The organism is Pseudomonas sp., assembly GCF_049645325.1.
Lineage (GTDB): Bacteria > Pseudomonadota > Gammaproteobacteria > Pseudomonadales > Pseudomonadaceae > Aquipseudomonas.
This window is the reverse complement of sequence record NZ_JBARTQ010000523.1, coordinates 1-22,315: the sequence shown is the minus strand read 5'-3', so window position 1 is coordinate 22,315 and position 22,315 is coordinate 1. Positions and strand designations below refer to the sequence as shown.

At 62.3% G+C, this 22,315-nt stretch carries 17 protein-coding genes; 10 read left to right on the top strand and 7 right to left on the bottom strand.

Annotated features, from left to right (window positions below; genetic code table 11):
* Positions 1 to 31: 31 nt before the first annotated feature.
* The 5 genes from WBB95_RS22285 to WBB95_RS22265 form a co-directional block, all read right to left on the bottom strand.
* Positions 32 to 568 (bottom strand): DUF3299 domain-containing protein, encoded by a 537-nt coding sequence (locus tag WBB95_RS22285; protein ID WP_424489535.1) that lies wholly within the window; start codon positions 566 to 568, stop codon positions 32 to 34.
* Between the two features lie 78 nt (positions 569 to 646).
* Complete coding sequence (locus WBB95_RS22280) at positions 647 to 892, bottom strand: GlsB/YeaQ/YmgE family stress response membrane protein (protein WP_015886585.1); 246 nt, start codon at positions 890 to 892, stop codon at positions 647 to 649.
* 108 nt (positions 893 to 1,000) lie between these two features.
* Positions 1,001 to 2,086, bottom strand: a complete 1,086-nt coding sequence (locus tag WBB95_RS22275; RefSeq protein WP_424489533.1) for a 5-(carboxyamino)imidazole ribonucleotide synthase — start codon at positions 2,084 to 2,086, stop codon at positions 1,001 to 1,003.
* 11 nt (positions 2,087 to 2,097) lie between these two features.
* On the bottom strand, positions 2,098 to 2,589 hold the full coding sequence (gene purE, locus WBB95_RS22270; RefSeq protein ID WP_003195648.1) for a 5-(carboxyamino)imidazole ribonucleotide mutase: 492 nt from the start codon (positions 2,587 to 2,589) through the stop codon (positions 2,098 to 2,100).
* Between the two features lie 347 nt (positions 2,590 to 2,936).
* A complete protein-coding gene (locus WBB95_RS22265) occupies positions 2,937 to 3,845 on the bottom strand; it encodes a LysR substrate-binding domain-containing protein (protein ID WP_122539229.1) in 909 nt (302 codons plus the stop codon).
* Between the two features lie 182 nt (positions 3,846 to 4,027).
* Between WBB95_RS22265 and aspA the strand changes: the two genes are divergently transcribed.
* The 7 genes from aspA (at position 4,028) to WBB95_RS22230 (ending at position 16,389) form a co-directional block, all read left to right on the top strand.
* Positions 4,028 to 5,452: an aspartate ammonia-lyase gene (gene aspA / locus WBB95_RS22260; protein WP_424489532.1), complete on the top strand. Its 1,425-nt coding sequence runs from the start codon at positions 4,028 to 4,030 to the stop codon at positions 5,450 to 5,452.
* 391 nt (positions 5,453 to 5,843) lie between these two features.
* Positions 5,844 to 7,289, top strand: coding sequence for an alanine/glycine:cation symporter family protein (locus WBB95_RS22255; protein ID WP_424489531.1), 1,446 nt, complete (start codon positions 5,844 to 5,846; stop codon positions 7,287 to 7,289).
* A gap of 86 nt (positions 7,290 to 7,375) precedes the next feature.
* Positions 7,376 to 8,353 (top strand): asparaginase, encoded by a 978-nt coding sequence (locus tag WBB95_RS22250; protein WP_424489530.1) that lies wholly within the window; start codon positions 7,376 to 7,378, stop codon positions 8,351 to 8,353.
* A gap of 98 nt (positions 8,354 to 8,451) precedes the next feature.
* The gene (locus WBB95_RS22245; protein ID WP_424489529.1) at positions 8,452 to 13,071 is read left to right on the top strand and encodes a hypothetical protein; all 4,620 of its coding nucleotides are present in this window, start codon (positions 8,452 to 8,454) and stop codon (positions 13,069 to 13,071) included.
* Between the two features lie 70 nt (positions 13,072 to 13,141).
* A complete protein-coding gene (locus tag WBB95_RS22240; RefSeq protein ID WP_424489534.1) occupies positions 13,142 to 14,134 on the top strand; it encodes an AraC family transcriptional regulator in 993 nt (330 codons plus the stop codon).
* 132 nt (positions 14,135 to 14,266) lie between these two features.
* Entirely contained in the window at positions 14,267 to 15,301 is a 1,035-nt protein-coding gene (locus WBB95_RS22235; protein WP_424489528.1) for a histone deacetylase family protein, read from the top strand.
* Entirely contained in the window at positions 15,298 to 16,389 is a 1,092-nt protein-coding gene (locus WBB95_RS22230; RefSeq protein ID WP_424489527.1) for a polyamine ABC transporter substrate-binding protein, read from the top strand. The genes WBB95_RS22235 and WBB95_RS22230 overlap by 4 nt, the downstream gene beginning before the upstream one ends.
* A gap of 7 nt (positions 16,390 to 16,396) precedes the next feature.
* Here WBB95_RS22230 and WBB95_RS22225 read toward each other — a convergent pair whose 3' ends face one another.
* Positions 16,397 to 18,730: a hypothetical protein gene (locus WBB95_RS22225; RefSeq protein WP_424489526.1), complete on the bottom strand. Its 2,334-nt coding sequence runs from the start codon at positions 18,728 to 18,730 to the stop codon at positions 16,397 to 16,399.
* A gap of 96 nt (positions 18,731 to 18,826) precedes the next feature.
* Positions 18,827 to 20,371: a PLP-dependent aminotransferase family protein gene (locus tag WBB95_RS22220; RefSeq protein WP_424489525.1), complete on the bottom strand. Its 1,545-nt coding sequence runs from the start codon at positions 20,369 to 20,371 to the stop codon at positions 18,827 to 18,829.
* A gap of 87 nt (positions 20,372 to 20,458) precedes the next feature.
* Here WBB95_RS22220 and WBB95_RS22215 point away from each other — a divergent pair, with 87 nt between their 5' ends.
* The 3 genes from WBB95_RS22215 to WBB95_RS22205 are packed head-to-tail and all read left to right on the top strand — an operon-like array spanning position 20,459 to position 22,222.
* On the top strand, positions 20,459 to 21,097 hold the full coding sequence (locus WBB95_RS22215) for an FMN-binding negative transcriptional regulator (protein WP_424489524.1): 639 nt from the start codon (positions 20,459 to 20,461) through the stop codon (positions 21,095 to 21,097).
* Positions 21,094 to 21,540, top strand: a complete 447-nt coding sequence (locus tag WBB95_RS22210; protein ID WP_424489523.1) for an N-acetyltransferase family protein — start codon at positions 21,094 to 21,096, stop codon at positions 21,538 to 21,540. Before WBB95_RS22215 ends, WBB95_RS22210 begins: the two co-directional genes overlap by 4 nt.
* 10 nt (positions 21,541 to 21,550) lie before the next feature.
* Entirely contained in the window at positions 21,551 to 22,222 is a 672-nt protein-coding gene (locus tag WBB95_RS22205) for a GNAT family N-acetyltransferase (RefSeq protein ID WP_424489522.1), read from the top strand.
* Positions 22,223 to 22,315 lie beyond the last annotated feature (93 nt).

Here is a 22,315-nt window from a genome sequence, read left to right as displayed (position 1 = left end):
CCCGCTCCCACATTGGGTTATGTGCCGCATCTTATAAATCCGACTCCTTCACCGCCCGCACCTTCCCCGCATCCAGCGCATACGCCGCATCGGCCAGATCATTGTTGACCTTCTCAACCTTGAGCGTGCCGGTGACCCACAGCGGCGTGTAGATATCATCCAGCTTCAAACCCTTGGGATAACGCACCAGCACCAACTGGTTAGGCGGCGGCGGCGGCACGTGAATGCACGCGCCCGGGTAAGGCACCAGGAAAAACAGCGTGCTGCGGCCCTTGGCGTCGGTCTCCAGCGGCACCGGGTAGCCGCCGATGCGGATGTTCTTGCCGTTCATGGCCGCCACGGTTTTGGTGGAGTACATCACCGCCGGCAAGCCTTTGCTTTGCTTCAAGCCACCTTTGTCGGTGAACGTGCCTTGGGCTTCGGGGGAGTTGTGGTCGATCTCGGGCATGGCTTCGAGGGCTTTCTGATCCGACATCGGCATCAGCTCGAGCCAATCGGTTTCAGGCAGTTCGCCAGCGTGAACCAGGCCGGAGCCCAGCAGGAGGAAAGTGAATAGAAGACGGCGCATGGAGAGGCTCGACAAGGTTAACAGTGTCGGCATTCTAGCCCCCTGCGCCTGCGCAGCGCAGAGGGCCGTGACGCTAAATCATTTTTTTCGCAGCAGACCGTAGATCACCAGCAGCACGATGGCGCCGATCAGCGCACCGAGGAAGCCTGCGCCTTGACCCGCCTGGTAAATGCCCAGGGCCTGACCGCCGTAAGTGGCGACCAGCGAACCTGCGATACCCAGCAGGATGGTCATGATCCAGCCCATGCTGTCGTCGCCAGGCTTGAGGAAACGCGCGAGCAAACCGACGATCAAGCCGATAAAGATGGTTCCGATGATACCCATGGCATTTCCCTCTGAATTGAATGGTGAGTCATGACAAAGCCTAGACAGGCTTTACCATCCTGCAATCAGAGAGACGGCGGTCATCAATGGTTCCCGCCGATCCCCGGCTTATTGCTCGGCGATCAACGCCTCGACCTTGAGGATCTGCGCCTCAAGCGTCGCACGGTCATTGCAGCGCAGGTTGGCGTGACCGACCTTGCGCCCGGCCTTGAAGGCCTTGCCGTAGTGATGCAAGTGGCAGTCGTCGATGGCGATGACTTTTTCCACCGCCGGCACCACACCGATGAAGTTCAGCATTGCGCTCTCGCCGACCTTGGCCGTGGAGCCCAGCGGCAAGCCAGCCACTGCCCGCAGGTGGTTTTCGAACTGGCTGCACTCGGCGCCTTCGGTGGTCCAGTGCCCGGAGTTGTGCACACGCGGGGCGATTTCGTTGGCCTTGAGGCCGCCGTCGACTTCAAAGAACTCGAACGCCATCACGCCGACGTAATCCAGTTGCTTGAGCACACGGCTCGAATAGTCTTCGGCCAGCGCCTGCAACGGGTGGTCGGTGCTGGCCACGGACAGCTTGAGAATGCCGCTGTCGTGGGTGTTGTGCACCAACGGGTAGAAGCGGGTCTCGCCATCACGGGCACGCACGGCAATCAGCGACACTTCGCCGGTGAACGGCACGAAGCCTTCCAGCAGGCAAGCAACGCTGCCCAGTTCGGCGAAAGTGCCCACCACATCGGCGGCGGTACGCAGCACTTTCTGGCCCTTGCCGTCGTAACCCAGGGTGCGGGTTTTCAGCACGGCCGGCAGGCCGATGGACGCGACCGCAGCGTCCAGGTCGGCCTGAGACTGGATATCGGCGAAGGCCGGCGTCGGGATGCCCAGGTCCTTGAACATGCTCTTTTCGAACCAGCGGTCGCGAGCGATGCGCAGGGCTTCGGCGCTCGGGTACACCGGCACGAACTGCGACAGGAAGGCCACGGTTTCGGCCGGGACGCTTTCGAACTCGAAGGTCACCAGGTCGACTTCGTCGGCCAGTTGGCGCAGGTGGTCCGGGTCGCTGTAGTCAGCTCGCAGGTGCTCACCCAGCGCAGCCGCGCAGGCGTCCGGCGCCGGGTCCAGGAAAGCGAAGTTCATCCCCAGCGGGGTTCCCGCCAAGGCCAGCATGCGACCGAGTTGGCCGCCACCGATTACACCGATTTTCATCGTCAACAACCTCAGGCGATGCGTGGGTCTGGATTGTCCAGCACGCTGTCTGTCTGCTCAGCACGGAATTTTTTCAGCACCGCGTGAAACTGCGGGTGCTTGGCGCCCAGGATGCTGGCGGACAGCAACGCGGCGTTGATCGCGCCGGCCTTGCCAATCGCCAGGGTGGCCACCGGAATACCGGCGGGCATCTGCACGATGGACAACAGTGAATCCACGCCCGAGAGCATCGATGACTGCACCGGCACGCCCAGCACCGGCAGGTGGGTCTTGGCCGCACACATGCCTGGCAGGTGCGCCGCACCGCCGGCACCGGCGATGATCACCTCGATGCCACGGGATTCAGCTTCATCGGCATACTGGAACAGCAAATCCGGGGTGCGGTGGGCAGAGACCACTTTCACTTCATACGGAATGCCGAGTTTTTCCAGCATATCGGCGGTGTGGCTAAGGGTGGACCAATCGGACTTGGAGCCCATGATCACGCCAACCAATGCACTCATCGTCGTGCCTCTTCTCTCTGGGCGCCCGCAGGCGCGTCAAAAAACAACAAGCCACGCGGGAAATCCGGCGTGGCTTGTTGTACGAATTAAGGCCGGTTGGACCGGCCGAAGGCCGCGCAGTATACCGTAATAATCCAGATAAACAGCCCCCGGAATGACCATCTGTCTTACGCCTCAAACCAGCGGTTTTATTGACTCCCGGGTCAGCGAAACCAGCGCAAATTTCCCATGGAACGGGATCAATGTGGGAGCTGGCGTGCCTGCGATAGCACCCCCTCAATATGCCTGATGTACCGAGGTGCCGGCATCGCAGGCAAGCCAGCTCCCACATTTGATCTTCATCGCGCTCAGGTGCTTTGTGCAGCCCCACCTTCCAGCTTGCGCCACAGCAACCGCACGTTCGCCTTGCGCACCAACGCACAGCGATACAAACGAATCTCCAGCGGCACATGCCATTGCGGGCCGCCGCACACCACCAGCTCACCGCGCGCCAGCTCCGCCCGCACGCTCAGTTGCGGCACCCAGGCGATGCCCAAGCCTTCCAGGGCCATGCTCTTGAGGCTGTCGGCCATGGCGGTTTCGTAGACGGTGGTAAAGCGCAGGGCGCGCTGACGCAGCAACAAGTTCACCGAGCGCCCCAGAAACGCCCCGGCGCTGTAGGCCAGGAGCGGCACGCTGCCCTCGCCTTCCAGGTCGAACAAAGGCTTGCCGTCGGCATCGGCGGCGCACACCGGGAGCATTTCGGTGTTGCCCAGGTGCAGCGAGGGAAAGATTTCCGGGTCCATCTGCATCGCCGCGTCCGGGTCGTAGAACGCCAGCATCAAATCGCAACCGCCCTCGCGCAGGGCGTGCACAGCGTCACCGACGTTGGTGGCCACCAGCCGTGTGGCGATGTTCAACCCTTCATTGCGCAATTGCGCGATCCAGCGCGGGAAGAAGCCCAATGCCAAGGAGTGCGCGGCGGCCACTTGCATGACCTCGCCCTGCCCGCCTTCCAAGTGATGCAAATGGCGCAGCACTTCACCGAGCTGCTCGACCACCGTACGCGCAGTAACCAGAAACAACTGCCCCGCCGCCGTCAATTCCACCGGCGTGCGCGAGCGGTTGACCAAGGTCAGGCCTAACGCGGCCTCCAAGCTGCGGATACGTCGGCTGAACGCCGGCTGGGTGACAAAGCGCCGCTCCGCCGCCTGGGAAAAGCTGCGGGTGGCCGCCAAGGCGCTGAAGTCTTCCAGCCATTTGCTCTCAAGGTTCATCACTTCCTCCCACGGGTACGCACCATTTTGGCACACACGCCCGCCATGATAGCTGGGTCACACCTACATTATGCCGTTTGTGCATAGGCCAGTGCTTAACAGCATTGGCCCAAAAACTCCCACAAGCCTAGCATTCGCAGCGTTCCGGCCAGTTCCGGGTCCTTATCGAGATGATTTCCGTCATGTCCTCCGCTGCATCATTCCGCACAGAAAAAGACCTGCTTGGCGTACTCGAAGTACCCGCTCAAGCGTATTACGGCATCCAGACCCTGCGAGCGGTGAACAACTTCCGCCTCTCGGGCGTTCCGATTTCGCATTACCCGAAATTGGTGGTCGGCCTGGCAATGGTCAAGCAAGCAGCCGCTGACGCCAACCGCGAGTTGGGCCAGCTCAGCGAAGCCAAGCACGCTGCCATCAGCGAAGCCTGTGCCCGCTTGATCCGCGGCGATTTCCACGACGAGTTCGTGGTGGACATGATTCAAGGTGGCGCCGGCACTTCAACCAACATGAATGCCAACGAAGTCATCGCCAACATCGCGTTGGAGGCCATGGGCCACAACAAGGGCGAGTACCAATACCTGCACCCCAACAACGACGTGAACATGGCGCAGTCGACCAACGACGCCTACCCAACCGCGATCCGCCTGGGTCTGCTGCTGGGCCATGACGCGTTGCTGGCCAGCCTCGACAGCCTGATCCAGGCGTTCGCCGCCAAAGGCGTCGAATTCAGCCATGTGCTGAAAATGGGCCGCACCCAATTGCAAGACGCCGTGCCGATGACCCTCGGCCAGGAATTCCGCGCGTTCGCCACCACCCTCGGTGAAGACTTGGCCCGCCTGAAAACCCTGGCGCCAGAGCTGCTCACCGAAGTGAACCTGGGCGGCACCGCCATCGGCACCGGCATCAACGCCGACCCGCGCTACCAGGCCCTGGCCGTTCAACGCCTGGCCACCATCAGCGGCCAGCCGCTGGTTCCTGCCGCCGACCTGATCGAAGCGACCTCCGACATGGGCGCCTTCGTGCTGTTCTCCGGCATGCTCAAGCGTACGGCGGTGAAGCTGTCGAAGATCTGCAACGACTTGCGCCTGCTGTCCAGCGGCCCACGCACCGGTATCAACGAGATCAACCTGCCAGCACGTCAGCCAGGCAGCTCGATCATGCCCGGCAAGGTCAACCCGGTGATCCCGGAAGCCGTGAACCAGGTTGCATTCCAGATCATCGGTAATGACTTGGCACTGACCATCGCGGCCGAAGGCGGCCAACTGCAACTGAACGTGATGGAGCCGCTGATCGCCTACAAGATCTTCGACTCGATCCGCCTGCTGCAACGCGCCATGGACATGCTGCGCGAACATTGCATCGTCGGCATCACCGCCAACGAAGCGCGCTGCCGCGAACTGGTGGAACACTCCATCGGCCTGGTCACCGCGCTGAATCCGTACATCGGCTATGAAAACGCCACCCGCATTGCGCGTATCGCCCTCGAAAGCGGCCGCGGCGTGCTGGAACTGGTGCGCGAAGAAGGCTTGCTCGACGACGCCATGCTCGACGACATCCTGCGCCCCGAAAACATGATTGCTCCACGTCTGGTCCCGTTGAAGGCCTAACGTTTGTTGCACCGCTCACCAGGTTGAGGGACTAGACACCTCTCACCTTTTGAGGGCCTGAAGGCTCGTTCTTCAGGCCCTTTTTTTTGCCTCAAGGTTGTGAAATGACGCCCATAAAAAATCCAATATCGCCCTGCAAACCCTCCTTGCCTGCAACAGCTTGGCTGAAACCTTTAATCGCCCCGTGCAGACGGATCACGCTTGCCTAGGTATAGTGCCGCCCCTCTTCGCGTCTGCGGCCGTCGGTAACGAGGCCCGCAGACAACGCGAAAGCGCATGAATAACAACACCCGCAAAAGGATTGGGGTCGAAGCGTCGTGCACTGCCTGGTGCTGAGCGATGCGTCGGACCGTCCTGCGTTTGCCATTAAAAAATCAGCGAGGAACACTCCATGCTCGAAGTCATCAACGACTTCCTCTCAGGGAAAGTACTGATCGTGCTCATTGTCGGGCTCGGCGGTTATTTCACGATCCGCTCGCGTTTCGTTCAACTGCGTCACTTTTTCCACATGTTTTCGGTGTTTCGCGCCAGCCTGAAAAGCAGCACCGGCCAACTCAGCTCGTTCCAGGCGCTGATGCTCAGCCTGGCTGGCCGTGTGGGTGCCGGTAACATCGCCGGTGTCGGCATTGCCGTCACCCTGGGTGGCCCCGGTGCCGTGTTCTGGATGTGGGTCACTGCGCTGGTGGGCATGTCGTCGAGCTTTATCGAATGCTCCCTCGGTCAGTTGTACAAACGCACCGACGCCGACGGCACCTACCGTGGTGGCCCGGCTTACTACATCCAGCACGGTCTGCAAAAACGCTGGCTGGGTATGGTCATCGCGTTCCTGTTGCTGGTGACCTTCGGTTTCGCCTTCAACGGCCTGCAAGCCCATGCCGTGACCCACTCGCTGAACAGCGCTTTTGGCCTCGACACCACCTACACCGGCCTCGCGCTGGCTGTGTTGCTGGGCCTGGTGTTCATCGGCGGGATCAAGCGCATCGCCTCGATCGCCGACCTGCTGGTGCCGGTCAAGACCCTGGTCTACATCGCCGTCACCCTCTACGTAATCGTGCTGCAATTCGACCACGTGCCGGCCATGCTCGCGACCATCGTCAAGAGCGCTTTCGGCCTCGACCAAGCCTTCGGTGGCCTGGTCGGCAGCGCAATCATCATGGGCGTGAAGCGCGGCGTGTTCGCCAACGAAGCCGGTTTGGGCAGTGCGCCTAACGTGGCGGCGGTGGCCTCGGTAGAACACCCGATCGCCCAAGGCGTGGTCCAGGCGTTCAGCGTGTTCCTCGACACCTTCGTGATCTGCACCTGCACCGCATTGCTGATCTTGCTCTCCGGTTTCTACACCCCAGGTTTTGAAGGCGATGGCATTGCCTTGACTCAAAACTCCCTGGCCGCCGTAGTCGGTGATTGGGGCCGCATGTTCATCTCCGTGGCCCTGGCGTTGTTCGTGTTCACCTCGATCATGTACAACTACTACCTGGGCGAGAGCAACCTGCGCTTCCTGGTGGGCAACAACCGCAAGGTGCTGATGGGCTACCGCGCACTGGTGCTGGCACTGATTTTCTGGGGCTCGATCGAGAACCTGAGCACCGTGTTTGCCTTCGCCGACATCACCATGACCCTGCTGGCCTTCGTTAACCTGTTCGCCCTGGCGTTCCTGTTCAAGATCGCCATGCGCATCCTGAATGACTACGACAACCAGCGCGCGGCGGGCATCAAGACCCCGGTGTTCGACTCCAGCCAGTTCCCTGACCTGGACCTGGACCGCAAGGCCTGGCCGGCCAACCCGGCAAAACCGGAAGTGGCGGCCTCGGCTGAACTGAACGCTCAAGCGCAACGCTAAGCGTAGTAAGCCTAGATAGATGACACGCCGCCCGGCCTTGGGCATGCTCTGGGCCCGGCGGCGTTTTTCGTTCAGGAGATTCTTCGATGCAACCAGCCAACAACATCATGGTGCTCTACACCGGCGGCACCATCGGCATGCAAGCCAGTGCCAACGGCCTGGCACCCGCGTCAGGTTTCGAGGCGCGCATGCGCGAACAGCTTGCCAACGTGCAAGTGCCCGCGTGGCGCTTCCGTGAAATGGCCCCACTGATCGACAGCGCCAACATGACGCCTGCGTACTGGCAGCGCCTGCGCAGCGCCGTGGTTGAAGCCGTGGACGAGGGCTGCGACGCGGTGCTGATCCTGCACGGCACCGACACCCTGGCCTACAGCGCCGCCGCCATGAGCTTCCAGCTGCTGGGCCTGCCGGCCCCCGTGGTGTTCACCGGCTCCATGTTGCCTGCCGGTGTGCCGGACAGCGATGCCTGGGAAAACGTCAGCGGCGCCCTGCAAGCACTGGGCGAAGGCCTGGCACCGGGCGTGCACCTGTATTTCCACGGTGCGCTGATGGCGCCGACCCGCTGCGCAAAAATTCGCAGCTTCGGCCGCCATCCGTTTGCCGCCCTGCAGCGCAACGGTGGCGTGGCCCAGGCCAAAACCCTGCCCGACGCACTGGGTTACCGTCAGCCCAAGGCCTTGGCCAGCGTCGGCGTCTTGCCGCTGGTGCCGGGTATCGGCGCGGAGCAACTCGATGGGCTGATCAACAGCGGCATTCAGGCGCTGGTGCTGGAATGCTTCGGCAGCGGCACCGGGCCGAGCGACAACCCGGCGTTCCTCGCCAGCCTGCAACGCGCGCAGGCGCAGGGCGTGTTGGTGGTGGCAATCACCCAGTGCCACGAAGGTGGTGTGGAACTGGATGTGTACGAGGCCGGCAGCCGCCTGCGTGGCGTCGGTGTGTTGTCCGGAGGCGGCATGACCCGCGAAGCGGCGTTCGGCAAACTCACGGCGTTGCTCGGCAGCGGGTTGGCACCCGACGCGATTCGAGCCTTGGTGGAAACCAACCTGTGCGGCGAACTGGGCTGACCGCTACATAAGCACCGCCTTCCTGAGTGAGCGCTTCTTAGCATGGCAACACCCGACTTTCGGGCGGTTGCCATGTTTCAGCACCTCAGGACCCTTTCATGCCTTCGACCTTTCCCTCCCTGGGCCCTTCGCGCCCTCGCCTTACGACTGCACTGATCACCCAACTGTCGGTCGGCCCGGCCTTTCGTGAAGTGGCCGCCAGCCTGCTGCGCGAGCAATTGAAGGCCTGCTACCCGGCCCTGGACATCGATCCGAATATCGCCATGGTCGGCACGCCGACCTGGGAAGTGGTCGAAGACGTTGTCGTCGCCAAGCCTGCTCACTATCGCTCCCTCACCGATATTCTCACGCGTCAGGCCGTACTGGCCGTGCCCTCGCTGTTCATTGAAGGCGAACATTTCCTCACCCAGCAGCCCATCAGCGAGCCGGCGATGCACTTGCCCGTGCGGATGGAGGAGATTGCACACCTTATTAATGTGCTCGCGCCGGTCATGATCTGCGGCTATCAGGAACAACAGTTGGCGTTCTGGAACCAGTCACAAGGCACCAGCGGTCCACACTGGCACGAATTGTCAGAGGTGTTGCGCAGCCTGTGGAACGTGGACCAGGCGCCAGGATGGACCGAGGAAGATTGCCTGATGGCGCGCCAGTTGTTCATGGCGCCCGACGTGTTCGACCGCAGGCTGAATGACCGCTTCGGCACCCGCGCCTATGTGATCGATATCGACCAGATCGACGCCGACAACCATGTCACCCACCTCAACGAACATGTGGTCAGCGTGTTGATCGGCAAACAGGAAGACCGCGAGGTGATCCTGGTGTACTCGCTGCTGCAGGGTTATCGCAAATACCCCACCCTGGAGGCGTTGGGGCAGGACCTTGCTCTGCTGGTCGACACGGCCATTCCCCACGGGGAAATCCAGTGGCGGCTACTGGAGCCGCAGGGCAATTTTTTTGATCATCTGGCCTGCACCCTGATCACCATTCAACTGGGTGCGATCGGCGCTATCGACTTCACCGACCTGGGCAGCGACGGCGCCAGCCCGTCCTACCTGGCGATACCCTCCACCACCCGAGGCAACGACAAACACGCCAACCCACACCTGGAATGGTTGCAGCAAGCTTTGCCCGCCTGGCTGAGTGGCGCCTCGGTGTCCGACATGACCCTCTACTCACGCCACATGAAGGATTTGGCGGCGCTGCACATTGCCAACCAGGGCCGGTCGTATCAGGACGGCATTGCCCCTATCGAGCAATACGCCCGCGAGCGGCTCAAGGCCGAAATGCTCATCGACCATGTCGACGCCGAGCCCTTGAAGCTGGACGATATCGAGCTGGTCATCCGCAGCCCGGTGATCTGGGGCGCGTTCGCGGTGCCGGGGCAGACTGAAACCCAGACCTTCACCCTGGCCGAGCTGGCCCTGCAAAACCTGATCGCCCTGCCCGTGGGCATCAAGGCCCTGCGACACCGTGGCGCGCAAGCCATGCCTGACTGGTTGACGGTCGACTACCTCGAAAACCTGGTCACCCGCATCGATATCGGCAGCCGCTACCCGGCGCTGATCAAAAGCACGCTGCTCGACGACCCCAAGGAGACAGCATGGCGCCAGCAGCTGTTTTCCGAGCACCTGCGCATCCAGCTGCCGATGCTTGCGTTGCAGTACAAGATCCGCCAGGAAGCCGGCCTGGATGAACGCGGCTATCGCTATGTGGCAGCACTGATGCAGCCCGAGGCGGCCAATCGGCAAGTGGACGGCAAGCCGATCGTGTTGCGCCAACTGGCGTTTATCCCCACGCGGCGTTTTGATCGGCGCGCGGATGCGGTCGACAATATGTTCGTCATCGGCCCGCAAAACCTGGCGGACGGGCCCTGCCTGCTGTACAGCCCTTTGCTCGCCATGCCCCTGACCCAATTTCCCTCACCCACTAACTTGCTCTACGCCATTTCTCAGTCCACCCACCTGCGCGAGTCGGTACTGGCCTGGCTGCCGGATGACGCCCGCAGCGACTACCGCCAATATGTCTTCCCCGGCGGCCTGCCTTCACCGTGGACGGTGATGGAGTTCGTGGTCGACCCGATCAAGCTGGTGACCCTCAGCGGGCCACTGACACTCAGTGAAAACATCGAGACCGGCGATCTGTTCACCACGCTGTTCAACGCCAACGCCAACGCATTGATAACACTCGCGGACCGCCAGTCGGTGTCCAATGTCGAGGCGCGTTGGGCCACGTTCAAGCGTATTGGCTGGGCGATTTTCAATGGCGTTCTGCCGTTTCTCGGGCGAACCCTGGGAACGGCGGCCTGGGTCTGGCAACTGATGGATCAATTGCAGGAAGTCATCGACGCCCGGGACGCCAGGGACCGCCCGGCCCCATGGGCAGCGCTGGCTGACCTTTTGCTCAACCTCGGCATGGCTATCGCCCTGCACGCAGTCGCGCGCCTTTCACCGCGCCAGAACCTGGAGGCTGCGCGCCCAGGCAAACCGGCCGTGGAACCCGGCATTCCACTGGCGCCATCAACCCTTGTCGTCAGAAAGTTACCCACGCTTTCCACCGAGGCGATGGCAAGCAGCCACAGCCGCACGCTGCACATCAGCGGCGCGATCAACCGCACACCGCTGCGCCTTGGCACCGTGCTGGACAGTTTCAAACGGGAGAAACCGGCCACATTGGATAAGCCCATCAGCGTCGACGGGCCCTATCAGCATCTGTATGCCGGTGGCGATCACTATTACGCGCCAATGGGCACTCGCTGGTTTGAAGTGAAGGTGGATGAAAACGATCAGGTGATCATCGTCGATCCCGTCAACCCGGAACGCACCGGTCCGCCGCTGATCCATAACCGTGCAGGCGACTGGTTCGTCGATACGCGTTTGCGCCTGCGCGGGGGCGGCCCGAAGGCGCTGATCAAAAAGGCCAAGACCCTGGCGCAAAAGCGCGCCGAAGAACTACGCACCCAGCTCAGTGAGTTCGAAAGCCGCAAAAAGGACGCCCAGGAACAACTGCAAAACGCCCGCCAAGCCATAGAAGCAGGGCCGTCCACCTCGACTCAAGCCCGTCGACAGACCTATTTGCAGACCCTGGACAGCCAATGCGCGGAGTACGAATCGGCGCTGCAAAAGCTCAAGGGTCTGGCCATTTACGCACCCACGCCCGACTACCCGCAAAAGGCCCTCAGTTACCTCAACGTTCAACTCCAGCTGACCCAGGCGGGTATGCGTGAAACCCTTACGCGCTTTACGCCTGCGGTGCGCGAGGTAATGGAGAAGATCGAGCGTCAGGCCCAATTCCCGCAGGAGCGCTACATCGAAGACGCCCAACGCATGACAGCGCTGAACCGGGAACTGCTCAAGCATCTGGAGTATGTACAAACCCGATTCAAGGAGCTGCGCAAGCTGGCCAAAGAAGGCGCACAACTGATTCGGACCACTGAAAGTTCGTTGCCCGTGTTTACCCGCGAAAACCTCAAGGCCCTTCAGGTGACGCTGGCCCGCAACCTTTGCCTGTCGGCTCAGACCGTGCTCACCGAGCCCCGGGCCTGGCGAACGCTGGACCACATTGTCGACTCGGCCGACCTGTCGGTTGAATGCTTGCGTGAAACCCTGCTTGAACGCAGCGAGGCGCGGCTGGACGAACGCATCGACACCTTGAGCAACCTGATTGAGCAGTTCCAATCGGTCGACGAGCGTCTGGAGGACTTTTCCACAGAGTTTGCGGCTCACCTGGTCCCGGACAACATGCGAACACTGCGCGAGCAACTTCGAGAGTTCAGCAACAGCGCAACCGACAACCTGGGGCTGCTCAGTGCTGAACGCTCCGCACTGCGCACCCGCCCGGGGCCCTTGCCGTCGAAGTTAAGGCCACTGAAGAAATTTATCCGCACCCGTTATCAAGGCCTGCTCATCGGCGAACCCCGCTTGACCGATATCGGGCTGGAAACCGGCCTGGTGGATATCCGCTCGCCGTTTACGAGCAAAGTGCTGGCGACCTTTCACGAAAAACCGCCCGGCGTCTGGGTTGAGCGGATAACTACGCCTGCACCCACGCCTGTCGCCCCTGGGGATATCCTCGCCCGCATCGCCGAAGGTCAGGTTCTGCTGGAGGGAATACCGGCGTTCATCCAGCGCACGACACAAAAGGCCCAGCAGCCGGATCGCACGCCCAGCGGCCTCGAATTTTTGTATCACCAGCACGCCAAGGAACTGGAGCACGTCAGCCATGCCATTGATTACGCGCTGGCCCACGGCAACACCACAGAAGGCGTCGCACAGTCAGCCAGCGCCTTGAGCCAGGCGCTGAAGACCACCGTGACCAGCCTTTACCGCCATAGCCACCAGCAAGTCCTTGCCGCGCTCATGGGCCATACGCCCACCGTGATCGGCCTTGAGTGGCTGAAAAGCCATAACGCCGTGACCATCAAGAAAACCGTGAGCCGCCGTCGCCTCAAAAGCCCCACGCCCGACTACCTGGATGAATACACCATCACTGACGCTCAGACCCAACACGTGCTGTGGTACGCCCATTTTCACTACAGCACCTCCTGGACACCGGCCAAGGCCTACCTGTCGGCTCGCTTGAAGACCCCGGCAGAACACCGTCTGGGGGCAGAGGCAGACACCACGGAACACTTAAGCAGTGCGCAAAAAACTGCGTTCTATCGCAGCGAAATCAGCCTGGAGCAAGCGCGACAACTGTTTTTCGGCCGACCCAAAGACTGACCCGGCTTCTTGCCAGGGCGACGGCATGCAACTTGCTGCACCGCTTGCTCACTCCAGCGCTGAAGACCCCATGCTGCATTCACACCTGACCACCCTCAATGCCGTCTCGCTGGTCCTGGCGACCTTCAACGAGCACGGCTTGCCCAGCGAGGACCTGCTGGCCGGCAGCGGCATCGGCCTGGCGGACCTGCGCCATGCCGACACGCGCATCACCACGTTCCAGGAGATGCAGGTGTGCGCGAATGCCGTGGCCCTGCGCCGGGATATCGGCCTGGAGCTTGGCCAGCGCATGCACGTGTCCGCCTACGGGATGCTCGGTTACGCCCTGCTCACCAGTGCCACCTTCGGTGACGCTTTACGCCTGGCGCTGCGCTACCCGGCGCTGTTGGGAACACTCTTTGAGCTGAGCCTTGAAGAGGACGGCGAATGCCTCTGGTTGACGGCCGGCGACTACCGGGAAAACCCGGCGCTGGCCCAGTTCAATATCGAGTTTTGCCTGATGAGCCTCAAGGTCATCTGTGACGACCTGCTGGGCCACCCGCTGCCGCTGCTGGGTGCACGCTTTGACTACGCGGCGCCGGATTACCAGGTGCGCTACACCGAGCAATTCGGCTGCCCGGTGCAGTTCGAGGCCCACACCAATGCGTTTGCCTTTGAGCGCCGCTGGCTCAATCAGCCGTTGCCCCTGGCCGACACCATTACCCACCGCGCCATGGCCGAGCGCTGCCGCAAACAAAACACCGAGTTCACTGGGCGCCAGGCCTGGCTGGGCCGCGTGCGCCAATTGCTGGCGGCGCAGCTGCATGCAGCGCCGGGCCTCGACGGGCTGGCGGGGCAGATGAACTGCTCACCACGCACCTTGCGCCGGCACTTGCACGCCTTGGGCTGCAGCTATCAGGAACTGCTCGACGAGCTGCGTTTCGAACGCGCCAAACACTGGCTGGGCGACGGCGAGTTGCCGATCTGGCGCATCGCCGAGCAACTGGGCTTCAGCGAAACCGCGAGTTTTCGTCATGCGTTCATGCGCTGGAGCGGTGTCGCGCCGAGCCAGTTCCGCCCCTGAATGGCGCACCAGGGGCGAATAACGGACACAGTGTTTGGCCATATTGATCCCCTTTTGGCCTTTCCCGCCATTCTCCTCACGCCTGCGCCCCGCAACACTGCTCTGCACCCAAGCCTGCGGAGAACAACAAACATGCTGACGATCTACTCCGACGATCACCACTTGCACCACGGCCGTTGCGAATTGATGGACGGGCAACTGATGCCCTGCTTCGAAATGCCCTCCCGCGCCGATCATGTGCTGCAGCGCGTCAAGGACCGTGAGCTCGGCCCGGTGCAAGCCCCGCAGGATTTCGGCCTGGTGCCGCTGCAACGCATTCACAGCCGCGACTACCTGGATTTTTTCCAGGGTGCATGGGCGCGCTGGACCGAATTCGGCCAGGACGGCGACCTGCTGCCCTACACCTGGCCTGCGCGCACATTGCGCCGGATAGTGCCCACCAGCCTGCATGGTCAATTGGGTTATTACAGCTTTGATGGCGGCGCGCCGATTACCGCAGGAACCTGGCAAGCGGCGTACAGCGCGGCCCAAGTCGCGCTCACCGCGCAACAGGCCATCCAGCAAGGTGCCCGCAGCGCCTTCGCGCTGTGCCGCCCGCCGGGGCATCACGCCGCGAGTGATTTGATGGGCGGTTATTGCTACCTCAACAATGCCGCGATTGCCGCTCAGGCGTTTCTCGACCAGGGCCATCAGAAGGTTGCGATCCTCGACGTGGATTACCACCACGGCAACGGCACACAGTCGATTTTCTATGCGCGCAGCGATGTGCTGTTCACCTCGATCCACGGCCACCCGGAAGCGGAGTTTCCGTTTTTCCTGGGTTATGCCGATGAGCGTGGCGAAGGGGCCGGCGAAGGCTTCAACTTCAACTACCCGCTGCCGGCCGGTTCCGGCTGGGACCGCTGGAGTGCCGCGCTGGAACAAGCCTGCGAGGAAACCGAGCGCTACGACGCGGACATCCTCGTGGTGTCGTTGGGCGTGGACACCTTCAAGGATGACCCCATCTCCCAATTCAAGCTCGACAGCCCCGACTACCTGGCCATGGGCCGGCGAATCGCGCGCTTGGGCAAGCCCACCCTGTTTGTGATGGAAGGCGGCTATGCCGTCGAAGAAATCGGCATCAACGCCGTCAATGTCCTTGAAGGTTTCGAAGGAGCTACCCGATGAAGAGGCTCACCACCCTTGCCCTGTGCGCGGCTGTATTGAGCGGCGCGGTACAGGCCGAAGAGAAAACCCTCAAGGTGTATAACTGGTTCGACTACATCACGCCCAAGGCGCTCGAGGATTTCAAGGCGCAAAACCCTGCGATCAAGCTGGTGTACGACATCTTCGACACCAACGAGGCCCTGGAAGCCAAGCTGCTCACGGGCAACTCCGGGTATGACGTGGTGGTGCCGTCCAACGTGTTCCTCGCCAAGCAAATTGAGGCTGGCGTGTTCCAGCCGCTGGACCGCAGCCAATTGCCCAACTGGAACCACCTCGACCCCAAGCTGATGAAGCTGATCGAAGCCAACGACCCGGGCAACAAATTCGCCGTGCCCTACATGTACGGCACCATCCTCATCGGCTTCAACCCGGACAAGGTCAAGGCGGTACTCGGCCCCAATGCACCGGTAGACAGCTGGGACCTGATCTTCAACGAAGCGAACATCAGCAAGCTCAAGCAGTGTGGCGTGGCACTCCTCGACTCGCCCTCGGAAATCCTGCCGCTGGCCTTGCAGCACCTGGGCCTGGACCCCAACAGCAGCAACCCCAAGGACTACGTCAAGGCAGAAGCGCTGTTGATGAAGATCCGCCCGTACATCACCTACTTCCATTCCTCCAAGTACATGGCCGATATTGCCAACGGCGACATCTGCGTGGCCGTCGGGTATTCGGGCAGCTTCTCCCAGGCCGCCAACCGCGCCAAGGAGGCCAAGAACGGTGTGACCGTGGACATGCGCCTGCCGAAGGAAGGCGCGCCGATCTGGTTCGACATGCTCGCCATTCCCAAAGGCGCGCAAAACCCGCAAGACGCCTACACCTTTATCAACTACCTGCTGCAACCCCAGGTGATCGCGCCGGTCAGCGACTTTGTCGGTTACCCCAACCCGAACAAGGACGCGACCGAGTTGGTCGACCCGGCGATTCGCAACAACCCCAACCTGTACCCGACCGAAGCGGCGATGGCCACGCTGTACACCTTGAAACCGTTGGGGCGTGATGCCGAGCGGGCCAGGACGCGCGCCTGGACCAAGATCAAGTCAGGCACGTAAGCCACCCTTACTGCGCCGGGGCGCCCAGGAACATCCGGCGCCCCGCCGCATTGGTGATTGGCGCGCGGTATACCGTGCCACCCGTGCCGCGCTGATACTCGCGGCCCAGCCTGCGCTGGGCCGCGATCTTGAGATGCGCCGCCGTTGGATAGTCGTCGGCGACCTCAAGGCTGGCGTAGTGAAAGTGGGCGTACCACAACGGCCTTTCACCTTCGGTCAGGTCCAGCACCTCGTATTCCTGCAAGTAATCCAGCGCGCCCTCAATGGTTTCCGCCACACGGCCATCGACGCGGCGGATGCGAATCACCTTTTGCTCAAACAGGTACTGCACGTCACCCAATGTCGGCGTGAGCGTGTGCCGCGTCATTTCAATGCGCAGATAGCGCCCACGCGCGCGCAACTGCCGGGCCTCGTCGCGTAGCCGGCTGGTCAACTCGGCACTGCCAGGGTTGCGTTGAATCTCATTGGCCGCGTGGTCAAACTCAAGCGCCTTGCGCTCAAGACCTTCTTCAACCTCGACAGCCAATGTCCCCGGCACCTTGGATGCGCGCTCCGCGTCGCTGAATAGCACCGGCAACGACGCACTGAGGGCGTTGCCAGCGTCTGTCGCTCGGCGGGCTGCCGGGTTCAGCCACTCAGTGTCACGCCGCAACCTCGGCGCGCGTTGAAACCGCCAACGATCACGGGCGTCGCGCGCAATGCCGGGGCCGTAAACAGTCGGGTGCTCGTGTTTATCGACGATTTGGTGCTCCACCACAGTGACATTCACCACGGGCGCAATTCGGATATTCGATAAGACATTGAAGTGGTTGTCGTCCTGGTTGTAGATCAGCGCGCTGTCCAGCCTATACAGACCCTTATGCTCGCCCTCGCCTATCAGCTCGCCCACCGTCGACGCGGCCGGGCGCTGCAACGCCGCCAACCATGCGCCTTGCACCACGGACAACGCCTTGCGGGCACCGGCCCAGGCGCTGTCCAGCCGCTTGACCCTGGGGTGCGCATCCGGATTGTCGGCGGGATGCAGGGTGCCTGGGCACACCAGCATCAGGGCCAGGTTGCGCAGCAGGCTGACCTCACACCGCCAGGTGCGCGTGGCTTCGCAGGCGCCCTGAAGGTTGCCGCCAACTTGCTTGAGGCGCGCCAGGGTGTGCAGCGGTGGCTCAAGAAGCGGCAGCCAACGCGCGAGGCCTGCGCGGTAAAACACCTTGAATGGCTCCACCAGCGCTACCCCGGCATTCGGCGCGACCGCCACTTGCTCAATCACCTGTGACGCTTGCGGCCGCAGCACCAGCCAGGGCCCTTGCGTGTCCGTGGGCGGGCCCACCAGGTATCCACTGCCGTCCAATAACGGCATGAACGCGATGGGCACGCCGCGCAAGCGCCGGTAAGCGAAGGAGCTCACCGAGGCCCGCATCGTTCGATAGCCCTCATGCGTGACATTGGCCTGGTGTTGCAGGCTGCACTCCAGCGTCAGCCGACGCAGTTGCAAGGCCAACTGACCCGCGAACAGCGCCTGGTGCAACGCGCTTTCTTGCGTGTCGACGTCACGTTGTGCAGCGCCTGCAGGTTGCAGGTCATCCAGCACGCTGGCACCGGCGGATTTCTCATGAAACCGCGCTGACACTTCCAGCCATTGGCTGTAGGCCAAGCGGCCGGAGGGCGATGCGTTTTTCAGCCACGCAGGCAACTGCTGTTCCAGTTCAAAGCGCAGGCTGTCGCGCTCAGCTTGCGGCTCAAGCAAATCCCCGAAGCCCGAAGCCCAGGCCAGTTGCCGGTCCAGCGCCGCGAGTGTGGGAAACGCGTTTGGATCGATCGCTGCGATACGTTGCAACGCCTCCTCCAGCGCCCCAAGGGCCCAGCCTTCGAAGACGTCATGCTCCAGGCGCTCTGCGCCTGCGAACAGCGCCGTGTCGTCATCCACACTTTCCAGGCCCCGGGCCAGGGTAAACACCCACGGCGTGCCATTGCCCCCGGTGATCGCCAGCCCCAGGCAGCCGTGCCGGGTAATGAGGTAAACCTGCGGCGAACGCCCAGCGGTTTTTTGTTCACGCTCGCCGCTGTCGGGCCAATCCAGAACCGCTCTGATCCGCCTGCGTGCAGATGCGGTGTCCAGCGTTCTGCGGGCGATGCGCAAGCGCTGCTCCAGCCGCTGCGCCAGGTGCCGCCAGCGGCTGAACCTGCGGGTGTCGCCTCCGGTGAAAAAACCGATCAACTGCTCGCAATAGTGTGCGAGTACGCCCTGATAGTGCTGGTCGAGCTGGGCTTGAGTGATGCCCAACGATTGAAGAGTGGGCCGCAGCGCGAACATCTGGCCGAGCTGCAGCATGAAAGGATCGAACATGATCATTACCTTGGTAGACACGTGAAACGCCGGTCGCACCATGCTGCCGGCCCTGCGTGTTCAAGGTAGGGACCTGAGCCTTTAAGGTGTTGGTAGTTAGTTGACACACCCCCACGCCTGGCGCAAACGCGCCAGCGCCAAGGCAATCCCCGCTTCCGGCACGGCGGCAAAGCCCAGCACCAGCCCGGCGCGCTGATCCTCGGGCGTGGTTGAACTGCCCAACCAATAGGTACTCAAGCCGTTGATCTCGACATCCACCGCGTGCGCCTGCGCCAGCAATTGCTGCTCACGGGCGAGGCTGTCCACGCGCACCGTCACGTGCAGCCCTGCCGCGACGCTGGGCAGTTCGCCCACACCCGGCAACCCGCCAGGCCAGCCGGCCAACAAGGCATTGCGACGGCTCAATGCCGCCCGGCGCATGCGGCGAATATGCCGCTGAAAATGCCCGGCCGCCATGAACTCGGCCATCACCGCCTGGGTGCTGACTTCGGAGTGGCGCATGTCCACGGCACGGCGGCGGGCGAAGGCATCGACCAGGCCCGACGGTAAAACCAGATAACCCAGGCGCAACGCGGGAAAGGCCACTTTGCCGAACGTGCCGACGTACAGCACCCGCCCGCTGCGGTCCAGCGCCGCCAGGGGCGACAAAGGCGCGCCGCTGTAACGGTACTCGCCGTCGTAGTCGTCCTCGATGATCCAGCCGCCCGTGCGCTCGGCCCAGGCGAGCAATTCCAGGCGTCGCGCCAGGCTCATCACCACGCCCAATGGGTACTGATGCGAAGGCGTGACATACGCCACACGGCAGTCATCCAGGGTGTTGAGCACCTGGCAATCAATGCCCTCGCCGTCCACCGGCACGCCGTGCAGCTTTCCGCCGGCCAGGGCGAACGCATGCCCGGCCGCGCGGTAGCCGGGGTTTTCCACCGCCACCGCGTCTCCCGGCTCCACCAGCAACTGTGCACAAAGGCTAATTGCCTGCTGTGCGCCGCAGGTGATCACTATTTGTTCAGCCGAGCACTGCATGCCCCGTGAGCTGCGCAAATAAGCGGCGATCAAACCGCGCAGGCGGCCATCACCCGCCGGGTCGCCGTAGCACAGTTGCTCCAGGTCCGGCTTGCGCCAGAACGCCCCATTCAGCTTGGCCCACACCTCAAACGGAAACAGGTCGAACGCCGGTACACCCACGCGAAACGCCCGGGGCGGCCCCGCGGGAGGCTGGGACAAATGGTTGTTTTTTACCCGCGCCAAGCCCGCGCTGTGGATAACTTCACTGTCGAGATTTTTCGGCAAATCCGCCCATTTTGTGGATAAGGCTGGGGATAAGCCTGTTGATAACCCTGTGGATGGTTTTGTGGATAATTTTTTTGCCGTGGGCAGTTGCGCCACATACGTGCCATCGCCGACCCGGCTTTCAATAAACCCTTCTGCGTACAGCTGATCGTAGGCGCGCACCACACTGTTGCGGGAGATCGACAGCGCCGTCGCCAAATCACGGCTGGCCGGCAAGCGCGTACCGCTGACCAGGCGCCCGTCGAGCACCCGTTGGCGCAGAGCCTCATACAGTTGGCGGGTCAGCCCTTTACGGCGGTCCAACTCAATACCGGCAGGGTTGAAGGACAGGGGTGGCGAGGCAGGCGGCATATTGGACCTATGAAATTGGTGCTAGATGGCTCTTACAACGAACCATTAGCCTGCCTAGGATGCAGGCATTCGCCAAGGAAAATTTCCATGTACACACCCCGCGCCTTTGCTCTCGACGATTTGCCCGAACTGCATCAACTGATCCAGCACACTCGCCTGGCGCAGCTGGTGACCTTTGGCGAGCAAGGCTTGCAAGCCAGCCATTTGCCGTTGCTGCTGAACCCCGATGAAGGCCCGAACGGCACGCTGTACGGGCACCTGGCCAAAGCCAACCCGCAATGGAAGGACCTGCAAAACGGCAGCGAAGCCCTGGTGATTTTTGCCGGTGCCGAGGCCTACATCAGCCCGGCGTTCTACCCGGCCAAGGCTGAGCACGGCAAAGTGGTGCCCACCTGGAACTACATCGCCGTGCATGCCTACGGCAACGCCGAGGTCTTCAGCGACGCCGAGCGATTGCTCAGCGTGGTCACCGCGCTGACGAATCGCCATGAAGCGGGCCGCGCCCAACCCTGGAAGGTCAGTGACGCGCCCGCCGACTACATTGACGGCATGCTCAAGGCCATCGTCGGCTTCGCCCTGCCGATTGATCGCCTGATCGGCAAGCGCAAACTCAGCCAGAACCGCAGCCCGGCCGACATCGCCGGCGTACGCGAAGGCCTGGCCGCCAGCACCGACGTCCGCGACCAGACGCTCGCGCGCTTTATTCCTCAAGGAGCTTCAGAATGAGCCAGATCGAAATCCGCCCCGTCACCGCCGCCGACCACGCCGCCTGGTTGCCGCTGTGGCAGGCGTATTTAACGTTCTACAACACCGAACTGCCGGACGCCGTCAGCCAAAGCACCTGGCAGCGCCTGATCGACGCCCGCGAGCCGACCCATTCCGCGCTGGCCTGGCAAGACGGCAAGGCCGTGGGCATGGTCAACTTCATCTATCACCGCTCCAATTGGAGCATCGAAAACTCCTGCTACTTGCAGGACCTGCTGGTGGACCCGTCCCAACGCGGCACCGGCGTGGGCCGCAAGCTGATCGAATTCGTCTACGCCACCGCCAAGGCCGATGGCTGCTGCAAGGTGCACTGGCTGACCCACGAAACCAACGACACCGCGATCCAGTTGTATGAACGCATCGCCGAACGCCCGGGTTTCATCCAATTTCGCAAAGGTCTTTAAGGAGCACAGCATGTCCACTTCCCTCGCCGACTGGAAAGGCGTCCCGGCGCCCACCGTGCAACTGCTCGAAGGGCGCTTTATCCGCCTGGAAAAACTCGACCCGGCGCGCCACGCCGATCAACTGTGGCAAGCCCTCGAAGGCCCCGGCGCCGACCCCAAGCTGTGGGACTACCTGCCTTACGGCCCGTTTGCGGAGCGCGCCGCGTTCGATGCCTGGCTGAACAACCACGCGGCCAATACCGACCCGTACTTCTTCAGCGTCATCGACCGCGCAACCGGCCAGGTACAAGGCATCCTCAGCCTGATGTCCATCGTCCCGGCCCAGGGCCGCATCGAAATCGGCCACGTCACCTTCGGCGCCCCGATGCAGCGCTCGCCGAAAAGCACCGAGGCGGTTTACCTGTTGGCCAAGCATGCGTTCGACCAGGGTTACCGTCGCCTGGAGTGGAAGTGCAACAACGGCAATGCCCGCTCCAAATACGCCGCCGAGCGCTTGGGCTTCAGTTTTGAGGGCGTGTTCCGCCAGCACATGGTGGTCAAGGGCCAAAACCGCGACACGGCGTGGTATTCGATTCTGGATTCGGAATGGCCGAAGGTCGGGGCCGGGTTTGAAGAGTGGTTGTCCGAAGCCAACCAGAGCGGTGACAGCCAGGTAAAAAGCCTGGCCCAGTGCCGAGCCTGAGTGTCACCCACAACACAAAACAAATGTGGGAGCGGGCTTGCTCGCGAATACGGAGTGTCAGCCACCTTATGTGTCTCTGACACTCCGCCTTCG